Origin of the sequence: Bacillus sp. GMs2/2 (assembly GCF_050172095.1) — a bacterium.
In the GTDB taxonomy this organism is placed as follows: Bacteria; Bacillota; Bacilli; order Bacillales; family Bacillaceae_G; genus Bacillus_A; species Bacillus_A cereus.
Genome location: NZ_JBNLYE010000093.1, coordinates 1 through 14,849, shown reverse-complemented (window position 1 = coordinate 14,849; position 14,849 = coordinate 1). Strand labels below are relative to the sequence as shown.

The window sequence follows — 14,849 nt, the reverse complement described above, 5'->3', positions numbered from 1 at the left end:
TTTTTCTGAAGAAATGGAATGAATTAAAAGATGTGAAATCTGAATTGGCACTTCGTGATTGGTTTTATGGTACCAAAATTAGCTTATCGCTATGTACGTCAAAAGAGCCGTTAACATTCTTAGTAAATGTTGAAGGAAGAGATAAAGGGCTATTTTCGGAAGAAGATTTTATTGTCGTAAATTGCATGTGCGAGTCAGTATTTGAAAATGAAGAAAAACCAGCTGCAGAGTCATTTATGCATGCGGATATTTATAAAAAAAGTAGTGCAGGATGTATTTTACAAGTGCAGACTGTAGATAGTCATTTAATATCAGAGTTATATGGGGAAGAAGGAGAAGTAACGTTCGATAAACGCAGTGTGGAGCGTGTTTTCGGAAAAGAAGGTATAACAGAAATGACAATTCCAATTGTAGAAGATGAAAAAAAATTCGCTGATTTATTAGAAAGGAATGTTCCGAATTTCATTGAAGGTGGAGGGGTAGTTCTTGTTCATAATTACGGCATGATTGTGTGGGGAAAAACGCCAGAAGAGGCGAAAAAATGGCTAGAGGGTATAGAATATTTAATGAACTATCATGTAAAGTTATTAATGATTAAGGGGGCAAGAAGCTCTGTTATATAAAAATGGATGTGATATAGCTACAAGTTAATAAATAAATGAAAGCGTTTTAAAAATAATTTCACTCATAAAATATAGGTCTCCTTATTATATATAGATTACATGTTGACATGTAAGGAGGAACATATTTTGCGAGTTAAATATCATTTTCTGCCAAAGCAGCAAGTAACATTTTGCAAAATAAATGATTCTGGTGAAGAGGCACTGCAAATGATGAACGAAACGGGATTTCGAGCCATCCCGGTATTAGCAGAAGATGAGAAGAAATTCACGGGGATTATTTATAAAGTAGATTTATTAGAAAAAAAATGCAATAGCGGATTAGAGCATGTAAGTGCAGGGGATATGCTCGACGATTCCAATGCATTTATTTTTGAAAAGGATTCCTTCTTCAGAGCCTTTTATGTAATTCGTCGGCTTCCGTTTTTAGCCGTGCTAAATGATTATAATGAATTTGTCGGTATGTTAACGCATTCGAATATATTTGATGTTATTGAAGATTCATTTGGTATGCGAACAGGTGGTTATATATTAACAATTGCAACACAAGATTGTAAGGGAACGATTAAAGAGCTTGGGACATTGTTAAAAGCATATAATATCGGTGGCCTATTTACGCTAGATAACGGTGATCAATATATCCGCCGCGTTATTGTAAATATATCAGATGAGTTAGATGAAACAAAATTAAAGCAATTAATCGGAAAAATAGAGAAAAAAGGATTCAGAGTGAGTCATGTAGATTATATTTAAGTTAAAAAGAAAAGTACCTATCTGTTATATATAGATAGGTACTTTTTTGTCCCGCTATTTGTGGGCAGGAAGATCTTCGCCTCAAAATTCAGCGCAAGCAAAGAAGTTAAGTGGGGGCGGACTGCCCGTAAAAGCCCAATTGGTGAGGGCTGATTATATGTGAGTAATGAACTTTATTTTGAAACAGGAGGCGGGGATAATGCTAGATCAGATAAGAAAATAAAGTCTGCATGCTCACGAATTTTAGGGATAGAAGTTTCAATAACGCGTGATGTAATTTCACCTGGGGGGCCCACATGCCCGATAGCTACCATAATAGGTTTTTCTTGAATTTTTTTGATGAGTAATTGGGCTTGTTTTGAAATATGTCCTGCTGTATACACATCATCAAAAAATAGTTGGTTTTCAATAATAGGAACTCCTAATTCTTTTCCGATTTTTGGGACGACACTATTAGGATTCGTTTTACTATCTAAGTAAAATAAACCGTGTTTTTTACAAGCAGCAAGTATAAGGCGAACAATTCTTTCATCCGCTGTTACTTTTGACCCCATATGATTGTTCATTCCAATTGCATGCGGTACTTCTTGAATGGCTTGTTCAAGTCGGTTGTTTATTTCTTCATCGCTTAAATCAGTTGTAATTGCTTTCGGCCCAAGCCATTCTTTTTTACCTTTTATAGGTTCCATTGGCATATGTATAATAACTTCATGGCCTTTCTTATGGGCAGCTATTGCGTCTTCTTTTGTGGAAGGAAGAAAAGGCATAACAGCAACAGTGAGTGGAATGGGAAGTGATAACATTTGATTAGTCCCCTTCATATTATTACCGAAATCATCAATGACAATAGCAACTTTATTCGTATGAGCATTTGCTTGAATAGGAAATAAGAAAGACGGTAAAAACAAAACAATGATGAATAATGCAATCGTATATTTTCGCATATAAATATTTCCTTTCTATTGTTATCCTGCTATTTGTGGGTAGTAAGACTCCCACCTCAACATTGGGCTGGATAGGTGGGAGATTCACTGCCTACCCGATTGGTGAATGCTAATTATCAGTGGGGGCTGAACAAAAAAACACTGATTAAAGTTTCACTTTATCAATCATCATTATGTTTTGCTTTTTTATATAAATTAAACAAAAAATGTCGAAGAAAAGTAGGTGGAAAATTAAGAATCCCCGGTTTACGTAGAATTTATAAAAAAAGAAGATGAAAAAAATGTCTATTATTGCGAATGTATTTACAAAGATAGAATAATTTGTAATAATTCTCAAAGTGAGGGTAAAGATTTGTAAATTACAGGGAGAAAATGTTAAATTTTCTGATTCTTCAAATTTGCATATGATTAAGTAGTTAAAAAAAGTCAATGGAGAAGTGAAGTTAAGAGCATGGAAGTATAATAAGGGGGATATGGATGTTTACTGTAAAAAGGAAGTACACATTAGAAAAGCTTTCACGTGATATTCATATGAAACGTGAAGAAATGATTCAACTAGGATTAACAAGTGGGCTAAATAGTAGGGAGACAATTCAAGTTAGTCAAGAATTGGACAAGCTTATTTTACAATATCAATGTTATAAAGAAAAACAAACACCGAAATGGTTTTCAATTATAAAAATACCTATTTTCCAAATCGGGTATGAAGGAAAATCAAATAATTTTTGGCGAATGCTTGTGGCTGGTTTTATGAAATAAGTATAATTACCCTTATAGGATAAGGATAATTATACTATGTGTAACGGAATTTCGATATGAACTGTCGTTCCTTCATTTTCTGTACTGTCGATAAAAATATGCCCATTATACATCTCTACAATTCGTTTACATATGACAAGTCCAAGACCTGTTCCAGTATCTTTATTAGTAAAGAACGGATGAAAGAGGTGTTTTTGAATATGTTGCGGAATCCCTTTTCCAGTATCTGTAATATGCAGTTGTGCGTGTGTTTCATTGTTTTTTACTACAATGGTTAATGTATCATTAGAAGTCATGGCCTCAATTGCATTTTTGGTAATGTTTAAAACCACTTGTTTCATATGGTCTTTCGAACAACGGATATGAACAGGATGGTCTGGCAAATGTAAATGGAATACAATGTTATGTAAATTCGCCTCAGATTGAATAATTAATGCTACCTCATTTAGAATTGTTCTTACATCATATGTTTGTTCGATGATGGCGGTTGGCTTTCCTAGAATAAGAAATTCACTTACAATTTCATTGATTCGCTCTATTTCTTGTTCAATTACGGAAAAGTAGAACTGATCTTGTTCATCTTTATATTTCTCTTTTAATAGAGCGACGAGTCCTTTAATTCCAGTAAGAGGATTACGGATTTCGTGTGCTGTACTCGCTGCAAAAGTTCCAACTAATTCAATTTTCTGTAGTTCATTTTGTTGTCTTTCAAGTTTTGTTTGACGTTTTAACAACATATATTGAGCAAGCAAAAATAAAATAGACATTAAAAATAAAGTAGCTATACACTCTATTGCAACCCACTGGTATAAGGTTTTTTGATGAATGGGTAATGGAGAAACAGAGACCTTCCAATTTAATCTTTGGAGTGGGGTAGTAAGCATATTAGAATGCGTATCACTTGTGTCGTTATTATCATCGGTTAGAAAAACTACATCATGTTTATCAGTTACCTCAAAATGGTATTGTGGTTTAATGGCATTTAAAGAAGAGGAAATGTAATCAAAGCGTAAACTAGCTAATAATAATCCTGAGAGCTCCTTCTGTTTATTAAATATGGGGGCAGCAATCATAATAGCTTTATGTCCAAGAACGCGATCAGTAATGACTGATGATACAGTGGTTTTTTTAGTTTGGAGCGCGTCTTGAATATATTTACGGTCTGAAACATCTATAGGCTTTGATTCATCTTCAGATGCGATTGTAATGACTCCTTCTGGTGTAGCGTAATATAGACCAGAAAAGCGTGCATCGTTTCCATCTGTATCATGTACAATTTGTTTAATGCCATTTATATTACCAGTCTCGGTGCCTACAACTTTTGCAAGCATGTCTAAAGCAGAAATTGCTTCACCAAGATGATGATCCAAATAATCTCTATATAAAAAGAGAACTGTATGAGCAGATAATTTGTTTTCCTGTTTCATTTTATATGTATGATACGAATAAAATGTAGCACCAATCCCTATTGTCGGTAGGATAACAAGCAATATATATATAATTATGCTTTGGAATTTGACTTTCAAATGTGGTACTCCTTCTTTTTTTATTATCATTATATATAAACTATGTTAAAATTGTCATGTTTTTATTCAAGAATGATTTTTAATATATTAGGGGAGAGGAAATGGATGAGTGAATGCTCATTCGGAATTCACATGAAGTATGAAGTGGTATTTTCTTTTTATTGCTGAGAATTTAAGTGAAGGGTTGAAAGTTGTATGACATCAAATAATGAACGAGAAGATATTTCTCAATCTTTAAAAGTATTTATTGCATTATCTCGTGTACATCGTTCTGTTATGGATACTACAAATAAATCTATACAAAGTAACGGGTTAAATCCAACTGAATTTGCTGTATTAGAACTGCTATATCATAAAGGCGGTCAACCACTCCAGCAAATTGGTGAGCGCATTTTAATAGCTAGTGGCAGCATTACATATGTTGTAGATAAGTTGGAGAAAAAGGGATTAGTAAAGAGAATCCCATGTCCGAATGACAGACGTGTTATTTACGCGCAATTAACTGAGTCTGGCGAGAACTTTATTGCTTCTATTTTTCCGGGGCATGAGAAAGTTATACATCAGTCTTTTGAAATGTTAACGAAAGATGAAAAAGATGAATTACTTGATTTATTAAAAAAAATTGGGAAGTATGAAAAATAATATGTTCCAAAGGAGCTTTGGATAAATAAATCCAAGGCTTTTTTATTTGTAATGAACTCATGGCAGTCACTGCCGAAATTTGTTGAAAATTAAGAGGGGATTCGAGAATACGTATTGAATTATAATAAAGGTATGTAATGGAGAGGAGGCTCGTTCATGTCATTTAAAGACTATGAATATAAACGCCCAAATATTGAAGAGTTAAAAGAGAAATTTACTGTTGCTTTAGAGAAGTTTGATAACGCAAAAACTGTAGAAGAACAAAAACAAGTCATTCATTCAATTAATGAGATTCGCAACGATTTTGGTACAATGGGAAACCTTTGTTACATTCGCCATTCTGTTGATACGACGGATACTTTTTATAAGGAGGAGCAGGATTTCTTTGATGAATTCTCTCCAGTTGTACAAGGATATGGTACAAAATATTATAAGGCACTCATTAATTCTCCATTTCGTGAAGAATTAGAGGCGTATTATGGAAAACAATTATTTGCTCTAGCAGAATGTGATTTAAAAACATATTCAGATGAAGTCGTGAAAGATTTACAATTAGAAAATAAATTATCATCGCAATATACACAGTTATTAGCATCTGCAAAAATTGACTTTGCTGGAGAAGAAAGAACGTTATCGCAACTGATTCCGTTTATGCAAGGAAAAGAAAGAAGCGAACGTAAAGCAGCAAGTGAAGCATACTACGGATTTTTAGCTGGAAATGAGGAAGAACTAGATCGTATTTATGATGAGCTTGTTAAAGTGAGAACGAAAATCGCAAAATCTTTAGGTTTCAAAAACTTTGTTGAACTTGGATATGCAAGAATGTACCGTACAGATTATAATGCGGAGATGGTGGCTAATTACCGTCAGCAAGTGCTAGATTATATCGTTCCCGTTACAACGGAATTAAGAAAGCGACAACAAGCACGTATCGGTGTAGAGAAGTTAGCTTATTACGACGAAAACTTTGAGTTTGCTACAGGTAACCCAACTCCAAAAGGAGATGCGGATTGGATTGTTGATCATGGAAAGACAATGTATAAAGAGTTATCGGTTGAAACAGATGAATTTTTCAATTTCATGCTAGATAATGATTTATTAGATTTAGTTGCGAAAAAAGGAAAAGCTGGTGGCGGATATTGTACATATATTGAGAATTATAAAGCGCCATTTATTTTCTCAAACTTCAATGGAACATCTGGTGACATTGATGTATTAACACATGAAGCAGGTCATGCTTTCCAAGTATATGAAAGTCGTAAATTTGAAATTCCAGAATATAATTGGCCAACATATGAGGCATGTGAAATCCACTCTATGAGTATGGAATTCTTTACATGGCCATGGATGAAGCTATTCTTTGAAGAAGATGCAGATAAATATTACTTCTCTCACTTAAGTTCAGCACTTCTGTTTTTACCTTATGGTGTATCTGTTGATGAATATCAACATTATGTATATGAAAATCCTGAAGCATCACCTGAAGAGCGTAAGACAGCATGGCGTAACATAGAGAAGAAATATTTACCACATCGTGATTATGAGGATAATGATTATTTAGAGCGCGGTGGTTTTTGGCAACGTCAAGGGCATATTTATAGCTCACCGTTCTATTATATTGATTACACGCTTGCTCAAATTTGTGCGCTACAATTTTGGAAACGTGCAAGAGATAATAGACAAGAGGCTTGGGAAGATTATGTGAATCTGTGCCAACAAGGTGGAAGTAAATCGTTCTTAGAATTAGTAGAAGTTGCAAATTTAACATCACCATTTGCTGAAGGCTGTGTGAAAAGTGTTATTACAGAAATTGAAGCATGGTTACATGCGATTGACGACACAAAATTGTAAAAAACATGCGCTTTTTTTCACATGTTTAACATCGACATAATGGGAAAATGATGAGATAATAAAAGAAAATTCAGAATACTAAAGAGGTGTTTCTAATAAGGAGCACCTCTTTTCACAAACAAAAGGGGGGAACAAGTATGCTTCAATCTAATATGGATGTAAGTTTAGAAAGTTTAGTAAACTCATTACAGTCTACTCGAAGCACGCTATTATCAGAAATTGAAATGTTAAATGACACAGAAGTGAATGTAAAGCCACGCCGTGATAAATGGAGCATTATTCAAATTTTACACCACTTGCATTTAGTTGAACAATCTGTCACGTCTGCCCTTGTATATGCTTTACAAAAAAAGGAAAGAAACACGACTCCATTTAAAGACCTCCAACTTACGCTTGATCGCACACATAAACGAGAAGCTCCTCAGCAAATGCAACCAACAGAAACTTTAATGAAAAAACAGCAAGGAATTCAATTGCTAGAACATTCACGCCAAGAACTATTACACGCGCTTCATAGTGTTATAGATGAAAAAGATTTATTTGAAAATGGATTAAAGCATCCTGTTTTTAATGATCTGAATTTGTATCAATGGGTTCAATTTCTTGATTTGCATGAACAAAGACATCTTACGCAGTTAAAAGAGGCGAAACATGCAATTTTGCAACGCTAAAGTAGAAGAAGTGGGAAACCACTTCTTTTTTGATACGTGCATAGTTTTCTTTCTTATTTTGGAATACTACATGGAGAAAGAAAAGAAGGAGTTGAAAAAACATGTCTAAAAAGAAGCGAGAAGAAGAGCGCGCCTGGAAAGCACGTAAAGAAAATCAACAACCGCACGGAAAAGTGAAAGCTTTTGCTGAATTAGTTGAAGGAACAGAAAAAACGTGATGAGTATTTCATCACGTTTTTTGTATGAGTGGAAAAGTTAATAAAAAGGTTGTACCGATTCCTTTTTCACTTATAATATCAATTTTTCCATTCATAGCTTGAACAACACTGAATACGACCATCATTCCAAGTCCAGTACCTTTTTCTTTCGTTGAATAAAAAGGAGAGCCAAGACGTTTTACTTGTTCTGAATCCATACCGACTCCTGTATCTTTTATATATAACTGAATATGCTTATGATCAGGAACTAATGTGAAATAAAGATCACCGCCTTTTGGCATAGCCTCAATGCAATTTTTTAAAATATTTAATAAACATTGATTTAGTTTTTGCTTTTCTCCAACGATAAAAAAAGAAGTGCTTTGCTTTATATAATGAGTACGTACATTTGTTAAATTAGCAAGCGGTGTAATTAACGACAATGCATGTAGTAATTCTTCTTCTAACTGTAATGTTTGTTCTTTTTCAATGCTTGGTTTAGCAAAGGTTAAATAATCTGTAAGAACATGATTTGCTTGTTCGATGCCATTAATGGCAATGTCGATATATAATTTTCGTTCCTGCTCAGTGCATGTACCTGATTGTAACAGTTGTAAAAAACCTTTCGTTGAAGTTAATGGATTGCGAATTTCATGAGAGATAGACGCTGCCATTTCACCAATTAAATGAAACTTTTCAGCATTTATAAGTTCGTTTTGGAGACGAACTTGAGTTTGTAATATGTGTAGTAAATATAGAATTAGAATCGTACCAAGCATTGAACATAATTCATACACAATAATATGCGGTATATAATCAGTCTTATTTGTAACCTTTGAAAGGAAGAAGGGTATCCAACTAAATCCGTATGTGAGACTGTAGATAATAGCAAGTGTTATTTTTATACGATTAGAAGTTCGATTGAAAAATTTATATGTTAATAATAGAACAATAAATAGAAGAACAGAACCGATAAGAGATGGGAAAACACCTACCCCACCTAATAATAAGCGATATATGTTTAATACAACTAAGATAGAACCACCAGCAATAGGCCCTCCCGTTAATGTACCGACAATTAATACAATATGGCGCATATCAAATTGAAAACCATTATTTGTTTTTGCTGCAAATGTAATACAGAGTACGGTAGCAAGGCAACAGAGTACAATGAATATAGCTGAATTTAATTTAGGAGAGCGTTTCCCTTTTTGATTCCAAAATAAATGATATACGAGCATTGTAATCAGGATGAATAATATATTTAAAAAGAGATAAATAATAAAGGATTTCAGTGGGATGCCTCCTCTCTTCTTAGATTAAATTAATCATACTATAAAATGAAAGAAATGAAATAATAAATAGCGGAAAAATCAGAAATTTTTACGCTAGTATACAATATGTTACAATAAGCTGTGTCAATGAAAGAAGAAATTCCGTGCATCGCGCGGGAGAGGTTCGCGAACTCCCTCTATAAAAAACTATGGAAACAACAATATCCTTAGGTATTGTTTTGTTTTTTTATTGTGACAGTTCAAGAACGTTCTTTCTTCTTATTTATAGTAGAGAAGGAGAATGAGTGAAATGAAAAAAGAAAAAGCAGTTGTTGTTTTTAGTGGAGGACAAGATAGTACGACATGTTTATTTTGGGCAATAGAGCAGTTTGCAGAGGTAGAAGCTGTAACGTTTAATTACAATCAACGTCATAAGCTAGAAATTGATTGTGCAGCGGAAATTGCAAAAGAACTAGGAATAAAGCATACGGTACTAGATATGAGTCTATTAAATCAACTTGCTCCAAATGCGTTAACGAGAACGGATATGGAGATTACACATGAAGAAGGTGAATTGCCATCGACATTTGTAGATGGACGAAATTTACTCTTCTTATCATTTGCTGCTGTATTAGCAAAACAAGTTGGAGCACGTCATATTGTAACCGGTGTATGTGAAACTGATTTCAGTGGTTATCCAGACTGCCGTGACGTGTTTGTGAAATCGTTAAATGTTACTTTAAATTTATCTATGGATTACCCGTTTGTCATTCACACGCCACTTATGTGGATTGATAAGGCTGAAACATGGAAATTATCAGATGAACTTGGAGCATTTGAGTTTGTTCGAGAAAAAACATTAACATGTTATAACGGAATCATTGGTGATGGTTGCGGTGAATGTCCAGCATGTCAACTTCGTAAAGCAGGATTAGATACGTACCTACAAGAACGCGAAGGAGCGAATAACTAATGGATAACTTTTTTGGATTTCGCATCGTAGAGAATTTGCAAAAAATGGACAAGGATATTCAGCGTAAACAACTCAAATACCATAATAAAAGAGTAATGGTCAGCAAGGAATTTACATTTGATGCAGCACACCATTTACACTGTTATGAAGGGAAATGTAAAAACTTACACGGTCACACATATAAAGTTGTATTTGGAATTAGTGGATATGTAAATGAAATAGGTCTTGCAATTGACTTTGGAGATATAAAAGAAATTTGGAAAAATGAAATCGAAATTTATCTAGATCATCGTTATTTAAACGAAACGTTACCTGCAATGAATACGACTGCTGAAAATATGGTCGTTTGGATTTATGAAAAGATGGCAGAAGCACTAACAAAAGAGAATCGAGTGAACGAATATAAAGGAGCTCGCGTTGAATTTGTTCGTCTATTTGAGACGCCGACTAGTTATGCGGAAGTAAGACGGGAGTGGATGCTTGATGAGTAAAATCCCTGTCTTAGAAATATTCGGTCCGACTATTCAAGGTGAAGGAATGGTTGTAGGGCAAAAAACAATGTTTATCCGTACAGCTGGTTGTGATTATAGCTGTGCTTGGTGTGATTCTGCTTTTACGTGGGATGGATCAGCTAAAGATCAAATTAGACAGATGACACCAGAAGATATTTGGGATGAGCTTGTTGCAATTGGAGGAGAAAATTTTTCTCATGTTACGATTTCAGGTGGAAATCCGGCATTGCTGAAAAATATTGAGTTTCTTCTTTCTATATTAAAAGAAAATGGAATGCGAACGGCAATTGAAACGCAAGGGAGTAAATGGCAAGATTGGTTACTTCAAATTGATGAGGTAACAATTTCTCCAAAACCACCAAGTTCAACGATGAAAACAGATTTTCATAAGTTAGATGCTATTATTCAGAAACTAGCAGGAAAAGATATTAGTTTAAAAGTAGTAGTATTCGATGATCATGATTTTGAATATGCAGTTAAGATGCACGAACGTTATCCAAAGGTACCATTTTTCTTACAAGTAGGAAACGATGATACAAAAACAGTGGATGATGCGATGCTTATAAAAAATTTATTAGATAAGTATGAATGGCTGATTGATAAAGCTGTAAATTGTAAAGAGATGAATGATGCAAAAGTATTGCCTCAGCTTCATGCGTTAGTATGGGGAAATAAGCGCGGCGTATAACGAGAAGGGATGTTTAAAATGACAGGAAGATTAGATGAAGATTTAAAAGATGTAACATTACTAGGGAATCAAAATACAAAATATTTATTTGAATATAGCCCAGAAATATTAGAGGTATTTGATAATAATCATCCAAACCGTGATTATTTTGTAAAATTCAATTGTCCTGAATTTACAAGTTTATGCCCGAAAACAGGACAACCAGATTTTGCAACAATTTATATTAGCTATATTCCAGAGCAAAAAATGGTAGAGAGTAAATCTTTAAAGTTGTATTTATTTAGTTTCCGCAATCATGGTGATTTCCACGAAGATTGTATGAACGTTATTATGAACGATTTAATTAAATTAATGGATCCGCGTTATATTGAGGTATGGGGGAAATTCACACCACGTGGTGGCATTTCAATTGATCCATACTGCAACTACGGGCGCCCAGGTACGAAGTATGAACAAATGGCTGACTACCGCATGATGAACCACGATCTATATCCGGAAACAATTGATAATCGTTAATAGAAAGAAAGGGCCTGTATACTATACAGGCCCTTTCTTTCTATTATATTATGCATTTTGATTAATGACAGTATAGTTTTTATGACTTACAACTGTAAGAGGTTCCATATCTAGTTCTCTAAAATTCTTCATAATTGTTATATCAACAATAACAGAGTTTTGATTTACTTTTTGAACACGGCCTTGCATTCCACCTTTAAATTCGATGATATCTCCAGTTTCTGCGATCTGCATAAGCAACTCTCCTTGTTACAGTTTTCCCAAAAAAAGAATAAATTTGGGTTTTTTTATTTCCTCCTATTTTGAACCATATTTCCTACTTTGTAAATGTTTCCAAAGTAAAAATTCGAAAAATATTCACTTTTTGTAAGAAAATATGTAGAAAATCCATGTTTTTTAGAAAAAATAGCAAAAATGCGAGAATCTTTATATCGAGGTATAATGAAAAAGTAGAATAACCTGCTGAAGTGGGAGAAATTAGAGGCGGTAAAATGATGTTTGAATTTGTGGGGAGTGTTATAGCTTTAATTTTATTTTTATTTTCTTATATGCATTTAAAAAAGATTCGTCAATATGATACGAGTACATATTTTGATGGGATGGATGGTATCCATGCTTCGATAACACATGATAGTGGTGGGGAGATGTAAAGGGATATAACTTTATTTTCTTGCGTGGTATGATGTTTAGAACTAGTGCATAATAGAGTTCATAAGTGATGAATGGAGAGTGAAAAGAATGAAGATTTCTTTTATTCGTCATGGTTGTTTAAGTCGTATAAGAGAACCGATGACAATTAATTCATTTCACGAATGGATGAAACAGTATGATTCCGAGTCAATGATACAAAAAGCTAAAATGCCGATAGAAACAATAGAGGCAATTGAAGCAGCGAAATTTGTCTTAACAAGTGATCAAAGGCGTGCTGTACAATCAGCAGCTGAATTGACGGATTCTTTATCTTTTATGCAAAATTCTCTTTTTAGAGAAGCTGAAGTTCCTTCATGCTTTTTTGCTCCGAAGTGGTTGAAATGCACAATTAAGGTATGGATGTTCATTGGACGAACATTATGGATACTTGGCTACCATAAAGATGTTGAGTCTTATAAGGAAGTAAGAGAGAGGGTAAGGCAAGCGGCTTACCTGTTACATCGTTATGCTCTCGTACATGGAAGTATAGCTCTTGTAGGTCATAATTATGTGAATGTAATGATTGGTGCCGAACTGAGAGCGATGGGATGGTCTGGTTCTCCTATTTTGCACAGAGAGCCATGGGGATGTACAACATATACGTTTCACGAGGCGATGGATGGAAATATATTAAATACAAATTTAACATAAAAGCACACGATTTATATAAATCGTGTGCTTTTATGTTAAGATATAGAAATTTTGACGTTTAATGGTTTTACGAGATGAGCATAAGGTTCCCCTACTAGCATAACAATTTCATCTTTTTTATAACCTAACTTTTCGTATAGTGAATAGGCGCGTTTGTTTTCTAAATTAACAAGTAAAGCGATTTTTTTATGCCCTTTTTCAGTTGCATAGATTTCGGCAGCTTCAATTAATTTAGAACCTATACCTTTTCCGCCGTGTGCACTTGAAACTGATAATGTATCAATGTAATACTCATCAAGCTCAGCTTCTTTTTCTAACGTAATTGATTCATCTTTATGTAATGCTCTTAAGTGATGTACAATTGGTGCGTCAAGCTGTGTTGCTTCACTACCGTGATAAGCGACAATAATTCCAACTGCACTCTCGTCTTGTTCATAGACAAAACAGTTTTCGTAGCTCAGACGGTTATTTTCTTTTGAGAACCATGTCTCAAGTCCTAGTAATACTTCTGCTTCAACTGTGCTACCTGTGATTTTTTCAGCAATTTCATGCAGAGCATTATACAATAAAGGAGCTATTGCCATCGCATCTGTCTTTTTTGCTTTCCGAATCATAGTATCCCTCCTAGTTCTATTTGTATATTGTAGCATAGTGGTATGGAACTTTGCATAATTGAATGCCGAAATGTTTGATATAGAGAAGTAGCTATGTTAGTATATGATATTTAGTGGACATATAGTAAAACAATATTGTTTGCGAAATAACGAAAATAAAATCATGGCATAACAACGAGATAAAGTGAAACGTTAATCAGTAAGATTTTTTGTTCATTCTACGACTGATTAGTAGTCAACACCAATCGGACTACCTGCAAATAGCGGGATAAATTTACAGTTGTTGACCTATAGAATATAAGATAAAATAAAATATTGCAGAGAGGTGAAATACATGGATAAAGAATTAGCAAATACAATTTTAGATCAGCTAAAAAATGGTGAAATAAAGGAGTATGTTGTTACGAAAGATGTATTTTATACGTTCAGAGAAGTTGTTGTAAATAGAGAAGACTTTAAGCATTTCATTGGTAACGCACAGCGAGGCGGGCAAGTGATTTATACATATTCAGAAACGCCACGTTCATAAAGGAGAATTTTGATCAGCAGGGCATCTCTCACTGATTAGTAGCCTTCACCAAATGGACGTTTAATGCGGGATAAATAAAAGATAAAGGAGAGGGGAATTATGGGCGATTTTAAACAAGGCATTTTACCACATTGGGATTATATGTGGAAAGATAGAGCCGGCAATCGATTTATGGGAATGGTTATGTATCCAGAGAAACGAAAATGTTCAGCAAAAATGCTTCAGAAAATAAAAAGAGCATATGAAGAAGCAATAGAAATTAAAGTAACTGTACAAGTTCAACATACATATCAGTACGTAGAAGGACTGATTGTATACTTTGATGAAGAGGCTCCTGTATGTACAATGCTGGATAAAGATGAAAATCCACATCATATATTTGTAAAAGATATTTTGCGCATTGAGTACTCTGTATAAACTTTTCATAAATAAATTGAAG

General features: G+C 34.1%; 20 protein-coding genes and 1 riboswitch. Of the genes, 15 read left to right on the top strand and 5 right to left on the bottom strand.

Going from position 1 to position 14,849, the window contains the following annotated elements; translation table 11 throughout:
* The coding region (locus tag ACQGS6_RS13770) for a class II aldolase/adducin family protein (protein ID WP_426965228.1) at positions 1-623 on the top strand (623 nt) is incomplete at its 5' end.
* Positions 624-749: 126 nt separating this feature from the next.
* The gene (cbpA, locus tag ACQGS6_RS13765) at positions 750-1,373 is read left to right on the top strand and encodes a cyclic di-AMP binding protein CbpA (RefSeq protein ID WP_001264207.1); all 624 of its coding nucleotides are present in this window, start codon (positions 750-752) and stop codon (positions 1,371-1,373) included.
* A 173-nt stretch (positions 1,374-1,546) separates the two neighbouring features.
* Here cbpA and ACQGS6_RS13760 read toward each other — a convergent pair whose 3' ends face one another.
* Positions 1,547-2,317 (bottom strand): divergent polysaccharide deacetylase family protein, encoded by a 771-nt coding sequence (locus ACQGS6_RS13760; protein ID WP_001234107.1) that lies wholly within the window; start codon positions 2,315-2,317, stop codon positions 1,547-1,549.
* Between the two features lie 477 nt (positions 2,318-2,794).
* Between ACQGS6_RS13760 and ACQGS6_RS13755 the strand changes: the two genes are divergently transcribed.
* Positions 2,795-3,076, top strand: a complete 282-nt coding sequence (locus ACQGS6_RS13755) for an aspartyl-phosphate phosphatase Spo0E family protein (RefSeq protein ID WP_000495536.1) — start codon at positions 2,795-2,797, stop codon at positions 3,074-3,076.
* A gap of 29 nt (positions 3,077-3,105) precedes the next feature.
* Here ACQGS6_RS13755 and ACQGS6_RS13750 read toward each other — a convergent pair whose 3' ends face one another.
* Positions 3,106-4,602 carry a DUF3149 domain-containing protein gene (locus ACQGS6_RS13750; RefSeq protein WP_000865053.1) on the bottom strand — a complete coding sequence of 499 codons (1,497 nt, stop codon included), beginning with the start codon at positions 4,600-4,602 and terminating at the stop codon, positions 3,106-3,108.
* A 195-nt stretch (positions 4,603-4,797) separates the two neighbouring features.
* Between ACQGS6_RS13750 and ACQGS6_RS13745 the strand changes: the two genes are divergently transcribed.
* The 4 genes from ACQGS6_RS13745 to ACQGS6_RS13730 all read left to right on the top strand — a co-directional run bounded on the left by ACQGS6_RS13745 (position 4,798) and on the right by ACQGS6_RS13730 (position 7,984).
* Entirely contained in the window at positions 4,798-5,244 is a 447-nt protein-coding gene (locus tag ACQGS6_RS13745) for a MarR family winged helix-turn-helix transcriptional regulator (RefSeq protein ID WP_000203336.1), read from the top strand.
* A 156-nt stretch (positions 5,245-5,400) separates the two neighbouring features.
* A complete protein-coding gene (locus ACQGS6_RS13740; protein ID WP_000008578.1) occupies positions 5,401-7,095 on the top strand; it encodes a M3 family oligoendopeptidase in 1,695 nt (564 codons plus the stop codon).
* A gap of 137 nt (positions 7,096-7,232) precedes the next feature.
* Positions 7,233-7,766, top strand: coding sequence for a DinB family protein (locus tag ACQGS6_RS13735; RefSeq protein ID WP_097918720.1), 534 nt, complete (start codon positions 7,233-7,235; stop codon positions 7,764-7,766).
* Between the two features lie 101 nt (positions 7,767-7,867).
* The gene (locus ACQGS6_RS13730) at positions 7,868-7,984 is read left to right on the top strand and encodes a DUF6254 family protein (RefSeq protein ID WP_000038355.1); all 117 of its coding nucleotides are present in this window, start codon (positions 7,868-7,870) and stop codon (positions 7,982-7,984) included.
* Between the two features lie 11 nt (positions 7,985-7,995).
* On the opposite strand, the gene kinB is transcribed toward ACQGS6_RS13730, so the two are convergent.
* Positions 7,996-9,204 carry a sporulation sensor histidine kinase KinB gene (gene kinB / locus ACQGS6_RS13725; protein ID WP_000964157.1) on the bottom strand — a complete coding sequence of 403 codons (1,209 nt, stop codon included), beginning with the start codon at positions 9,202-9,204 and terminating at the stop codon, positions 7,996-7,998.
* A 206-nt stretch (positions 9,205-9,410) separates the two neighbouring features.
* Positions 9,411-9,454, top strand: a riboswitch (PreQ1 riboswitch).
* A 93-nt stretch (positions 9,455-9,547) separates the two neighbouring features.
* On the opposite strand from kinB, the gene queC reads away from it, so the two are divergent.
* The 4 genes from queC to queF are packed head-to-tail and all read left to right on the top strand — an operon-like array spanning position 9,548 to position 11,926.
* Entirely contained in the window at positions 9,548-10,210 is a 663-nt protein-coding gene (gene queC / locus ACQGS6_RS13720) for a 7-cyano-7-deazaguanine synthase QueC (protein ID WP_000711595.1), read from the top strand.
* Positions 10,210-10,701: a 6-carboxytetrahydropterin synthase QueD gene (gene queD, locus ACQGS6_RS13715; RefSeq protein WP_000368414.1), complete on the top strand. Its 492-nt coding sequence runs from the start codon at positions 10,210-10,212 to the stop codon at positions 10,699-10,701. Before queC ends, queD begins: the two co-directional genes overlap by 1 nt.
* Positions 10,694-11,410 carry a 7-carboxy-7-deazaguanine synthase QueE gene (queE, locus tag ACQGS6_RS13710; RefSeq protein WP_000036298.1) on the top strand — a complete coding sequence of 239 codons (717 nt, stop codon included), beginning with the start codon at positions 10,694-10,696 and terminating at the stop codon, positions 11,408-11,410. The genes queD and queE overlap by 8 nt, the downstream gene beginning before the upstream one ends.
* A gap of 18 nt (positions 11,411-11,428) precedes the next feature.
* Complete coding sequence (gene queF, locus ACQGS6_RS13705) at positions 11,429-11,926, top strand: preQ(1) synthase (protein ID WP_001986050.1); 498 nt, start codon at positions 11,429-11,431, stop codon at positions 11,924-11,926.
* Positions 11,927-11,974: 48 nt separating this feature from the next.
* On the opposite strand, the gene ACQGS6_RS13700 is transcribed toward queF, so the two are convergent.
* Entirely contained in the window at positions 11,975-12,160 is a 186-nt protein-coding gene (locus ACQGS6_RS13700) for a YkvS family protein (RefSeq protein WP_001165082.1), read from the bottom strand.
* A 233-nt stretch (positions 12,161-12,393) separates the two neighbouring features.
* On the opposite strand from ACQGS6_RS13700, the gene ACQGS6_RS13695 reads away from it, so the two are divergent.
* A complete protein-coding gene (locus tag ACQGS6_RS13695; RefSeq protein ID WP_002004691.1) occupies positions 12,394-12,576 on the top strand; it encodes a hypothetical protein in 183 nt (60 codons plus the stop codon).
* Between the two features lie 88 nt (positions 12,577-12,664).
* Complete coding sequence (locus ACQGS6_RS13690; RefSeq protein ID WP_000703098.1) at positions 12,665-13,267, top strand: phosphoglycerate mutase; 603 nt, start codon at positions 12,665-12,667, stop codon at positions 13,265-13,267.
* A 35-nt stretch (positions 13,268-13,302) separates the two neighbouring features.
* Here ACQGS6_RS13690 and ACQGS6_RS13685 read toward each other — a convergent pair whose 3' ends face one another.
* Entirely contained in the window at positions 13,303-13,881 is a 579-nt protein-coding gene (locus ACQGS6_RS13685; RefSeq protein ID WP_000619548.1) for a GNAT family N-acetyltransferase, read from the bottom strand.
* Positions 13,882-14,215: 334 nt separating this feature from the next.
* On the opposite strand from ACQGS6_RS13685, the gene ACQGS6_RS13680 reads away from it, so the two are divergent.
* Positions 14,216-14,410: a hypothetical protein gene (locus tag ACQGS6_RS13680; RefSeq protein ID WP_000356684.1), complete on the top strand. Its 195-nt coding sequence runs from the start codon at positions 14,216-14,218 to the stop codon at positions 14,408-14,410.
* Positions 14,411-14,509: 99 nt separating this feature from the next.
* Positions 14,510-14,827 (top strand): hypothetical protein, encoded by a 318-nt coding sequence (locus tag ACQGS6_RS13675; protein ID WP_426965227.1) that lies wholly within the window; start codon positions 14,510-14,512, stop codon positions 14,825-14,827.
* Positions 14,828-14,849: the final 22 nt, after the last annotated feature.

Coding starts and splice junctions, on each gene's coding strand:
- ACQGS6_RS13760 (WP_001234107.1), bottom strand. CDS start 2,317: ATGCGAAAATATACGATTGCATTATTCATCATTGTTTTGTTTTTACCG.
- ACQGS6_RS13755 (WP_000495536.1), top strand. CDS start 2,795: ATGTTTACTGTAAAAAGGAAGTACACATTAGAAAAGCTTTCACGTGAT.
- ACQGS6_RS13745 (WP_000203336.1), top strand. CDS start 4,798: ATGACATCAAATAATGAACGAGAAGATATTTCTCAATCTTTAAAAGTA.
- ACQGS6_RS13740 (WP_000008578.1), top strand. CDS start 5,401: ATGTCATTTAAAGACTATGAATATAAACGCCCAAATATTGAAGAGTTA.
- ACQGS6_RS13735 (WP_097918720.1), top strand. CDS start 7,233: ATGCTTCAATCTAATATGGATGTAAGTTTAGAAAGTTTAGTAAACTCA.
- ACQGS6_RS13730 (WP_000038355.1), top strand. CDS start 7,868: ATGTCTAAAAAGAAGCGAGAAGAAGAGCGCGCCTGGAAAGCACGTAAA.
- kinB (WP_000964157.1), bottom strand. CDS start 9,204: ATGCTCGTATATCATTTATTTTGGAATCAAAAAGGGAAACGCTCTCCT.
- queC (WP_000711595.1), top strand. CDS start 9,548: ATGAAAAAAGAAAAAGCAGTTGTTGTTTTTAGTGGAGGACAAGATAGT.
- queD (WP_000368414.1), top strand. CDS start 10,210: ATGGATAACTTTTTTGGATTTCGCATCGTAGAGAATTTGCAAAAAATG.
- queE (WP_000036298.1), top strand. CDS start 10,694: ATGAGTAAAATCCCTGTCTTAGAAATATTCGGTCCGACTATTCAAGGT.
- queF (WP_001986050.1), top strand. CDS start 11,429: ATGACAGGAAGATTAGATGAAGATTTAAAAGATGTAACATTACTAGGG.
- ACQGS6_RS13700 (WP_001165082.1), bottom strand. CDS start 12,160: ATGCAGATCGCAGAAACTGGAGATATCATCGAATTTAAAGGTGGAATG.
- ACQGS6_RS13690 (WP_000703098.1), top strand. CDS start 12,665: ATGAAGATTTCTTTTATTCGTCATGGTTGTTTAAGTCGTATAAGAGAA.
- ACQGS6_RS13685 (WP_000619548.1), bottom strand. CDS start 13,881: ATGATTCGGAAAGCAAAAAAGACAGATGCGATGGCAATAGCTCCTTTA.
- ACQGS6_RS13680 (WP_000356684.1), top strand. CDS start 14,216: ATGGATAAAGAATTAGCAAATACAATTTTAGATCAGCTAAAAAATGGT.
- ACQGS6_RS13675 (WP_426965227.1), top strand. CDS start 14,510: ATGGGCGATTTTAAACAAGGCATTTTACCACATTGGGATTATATGTGG.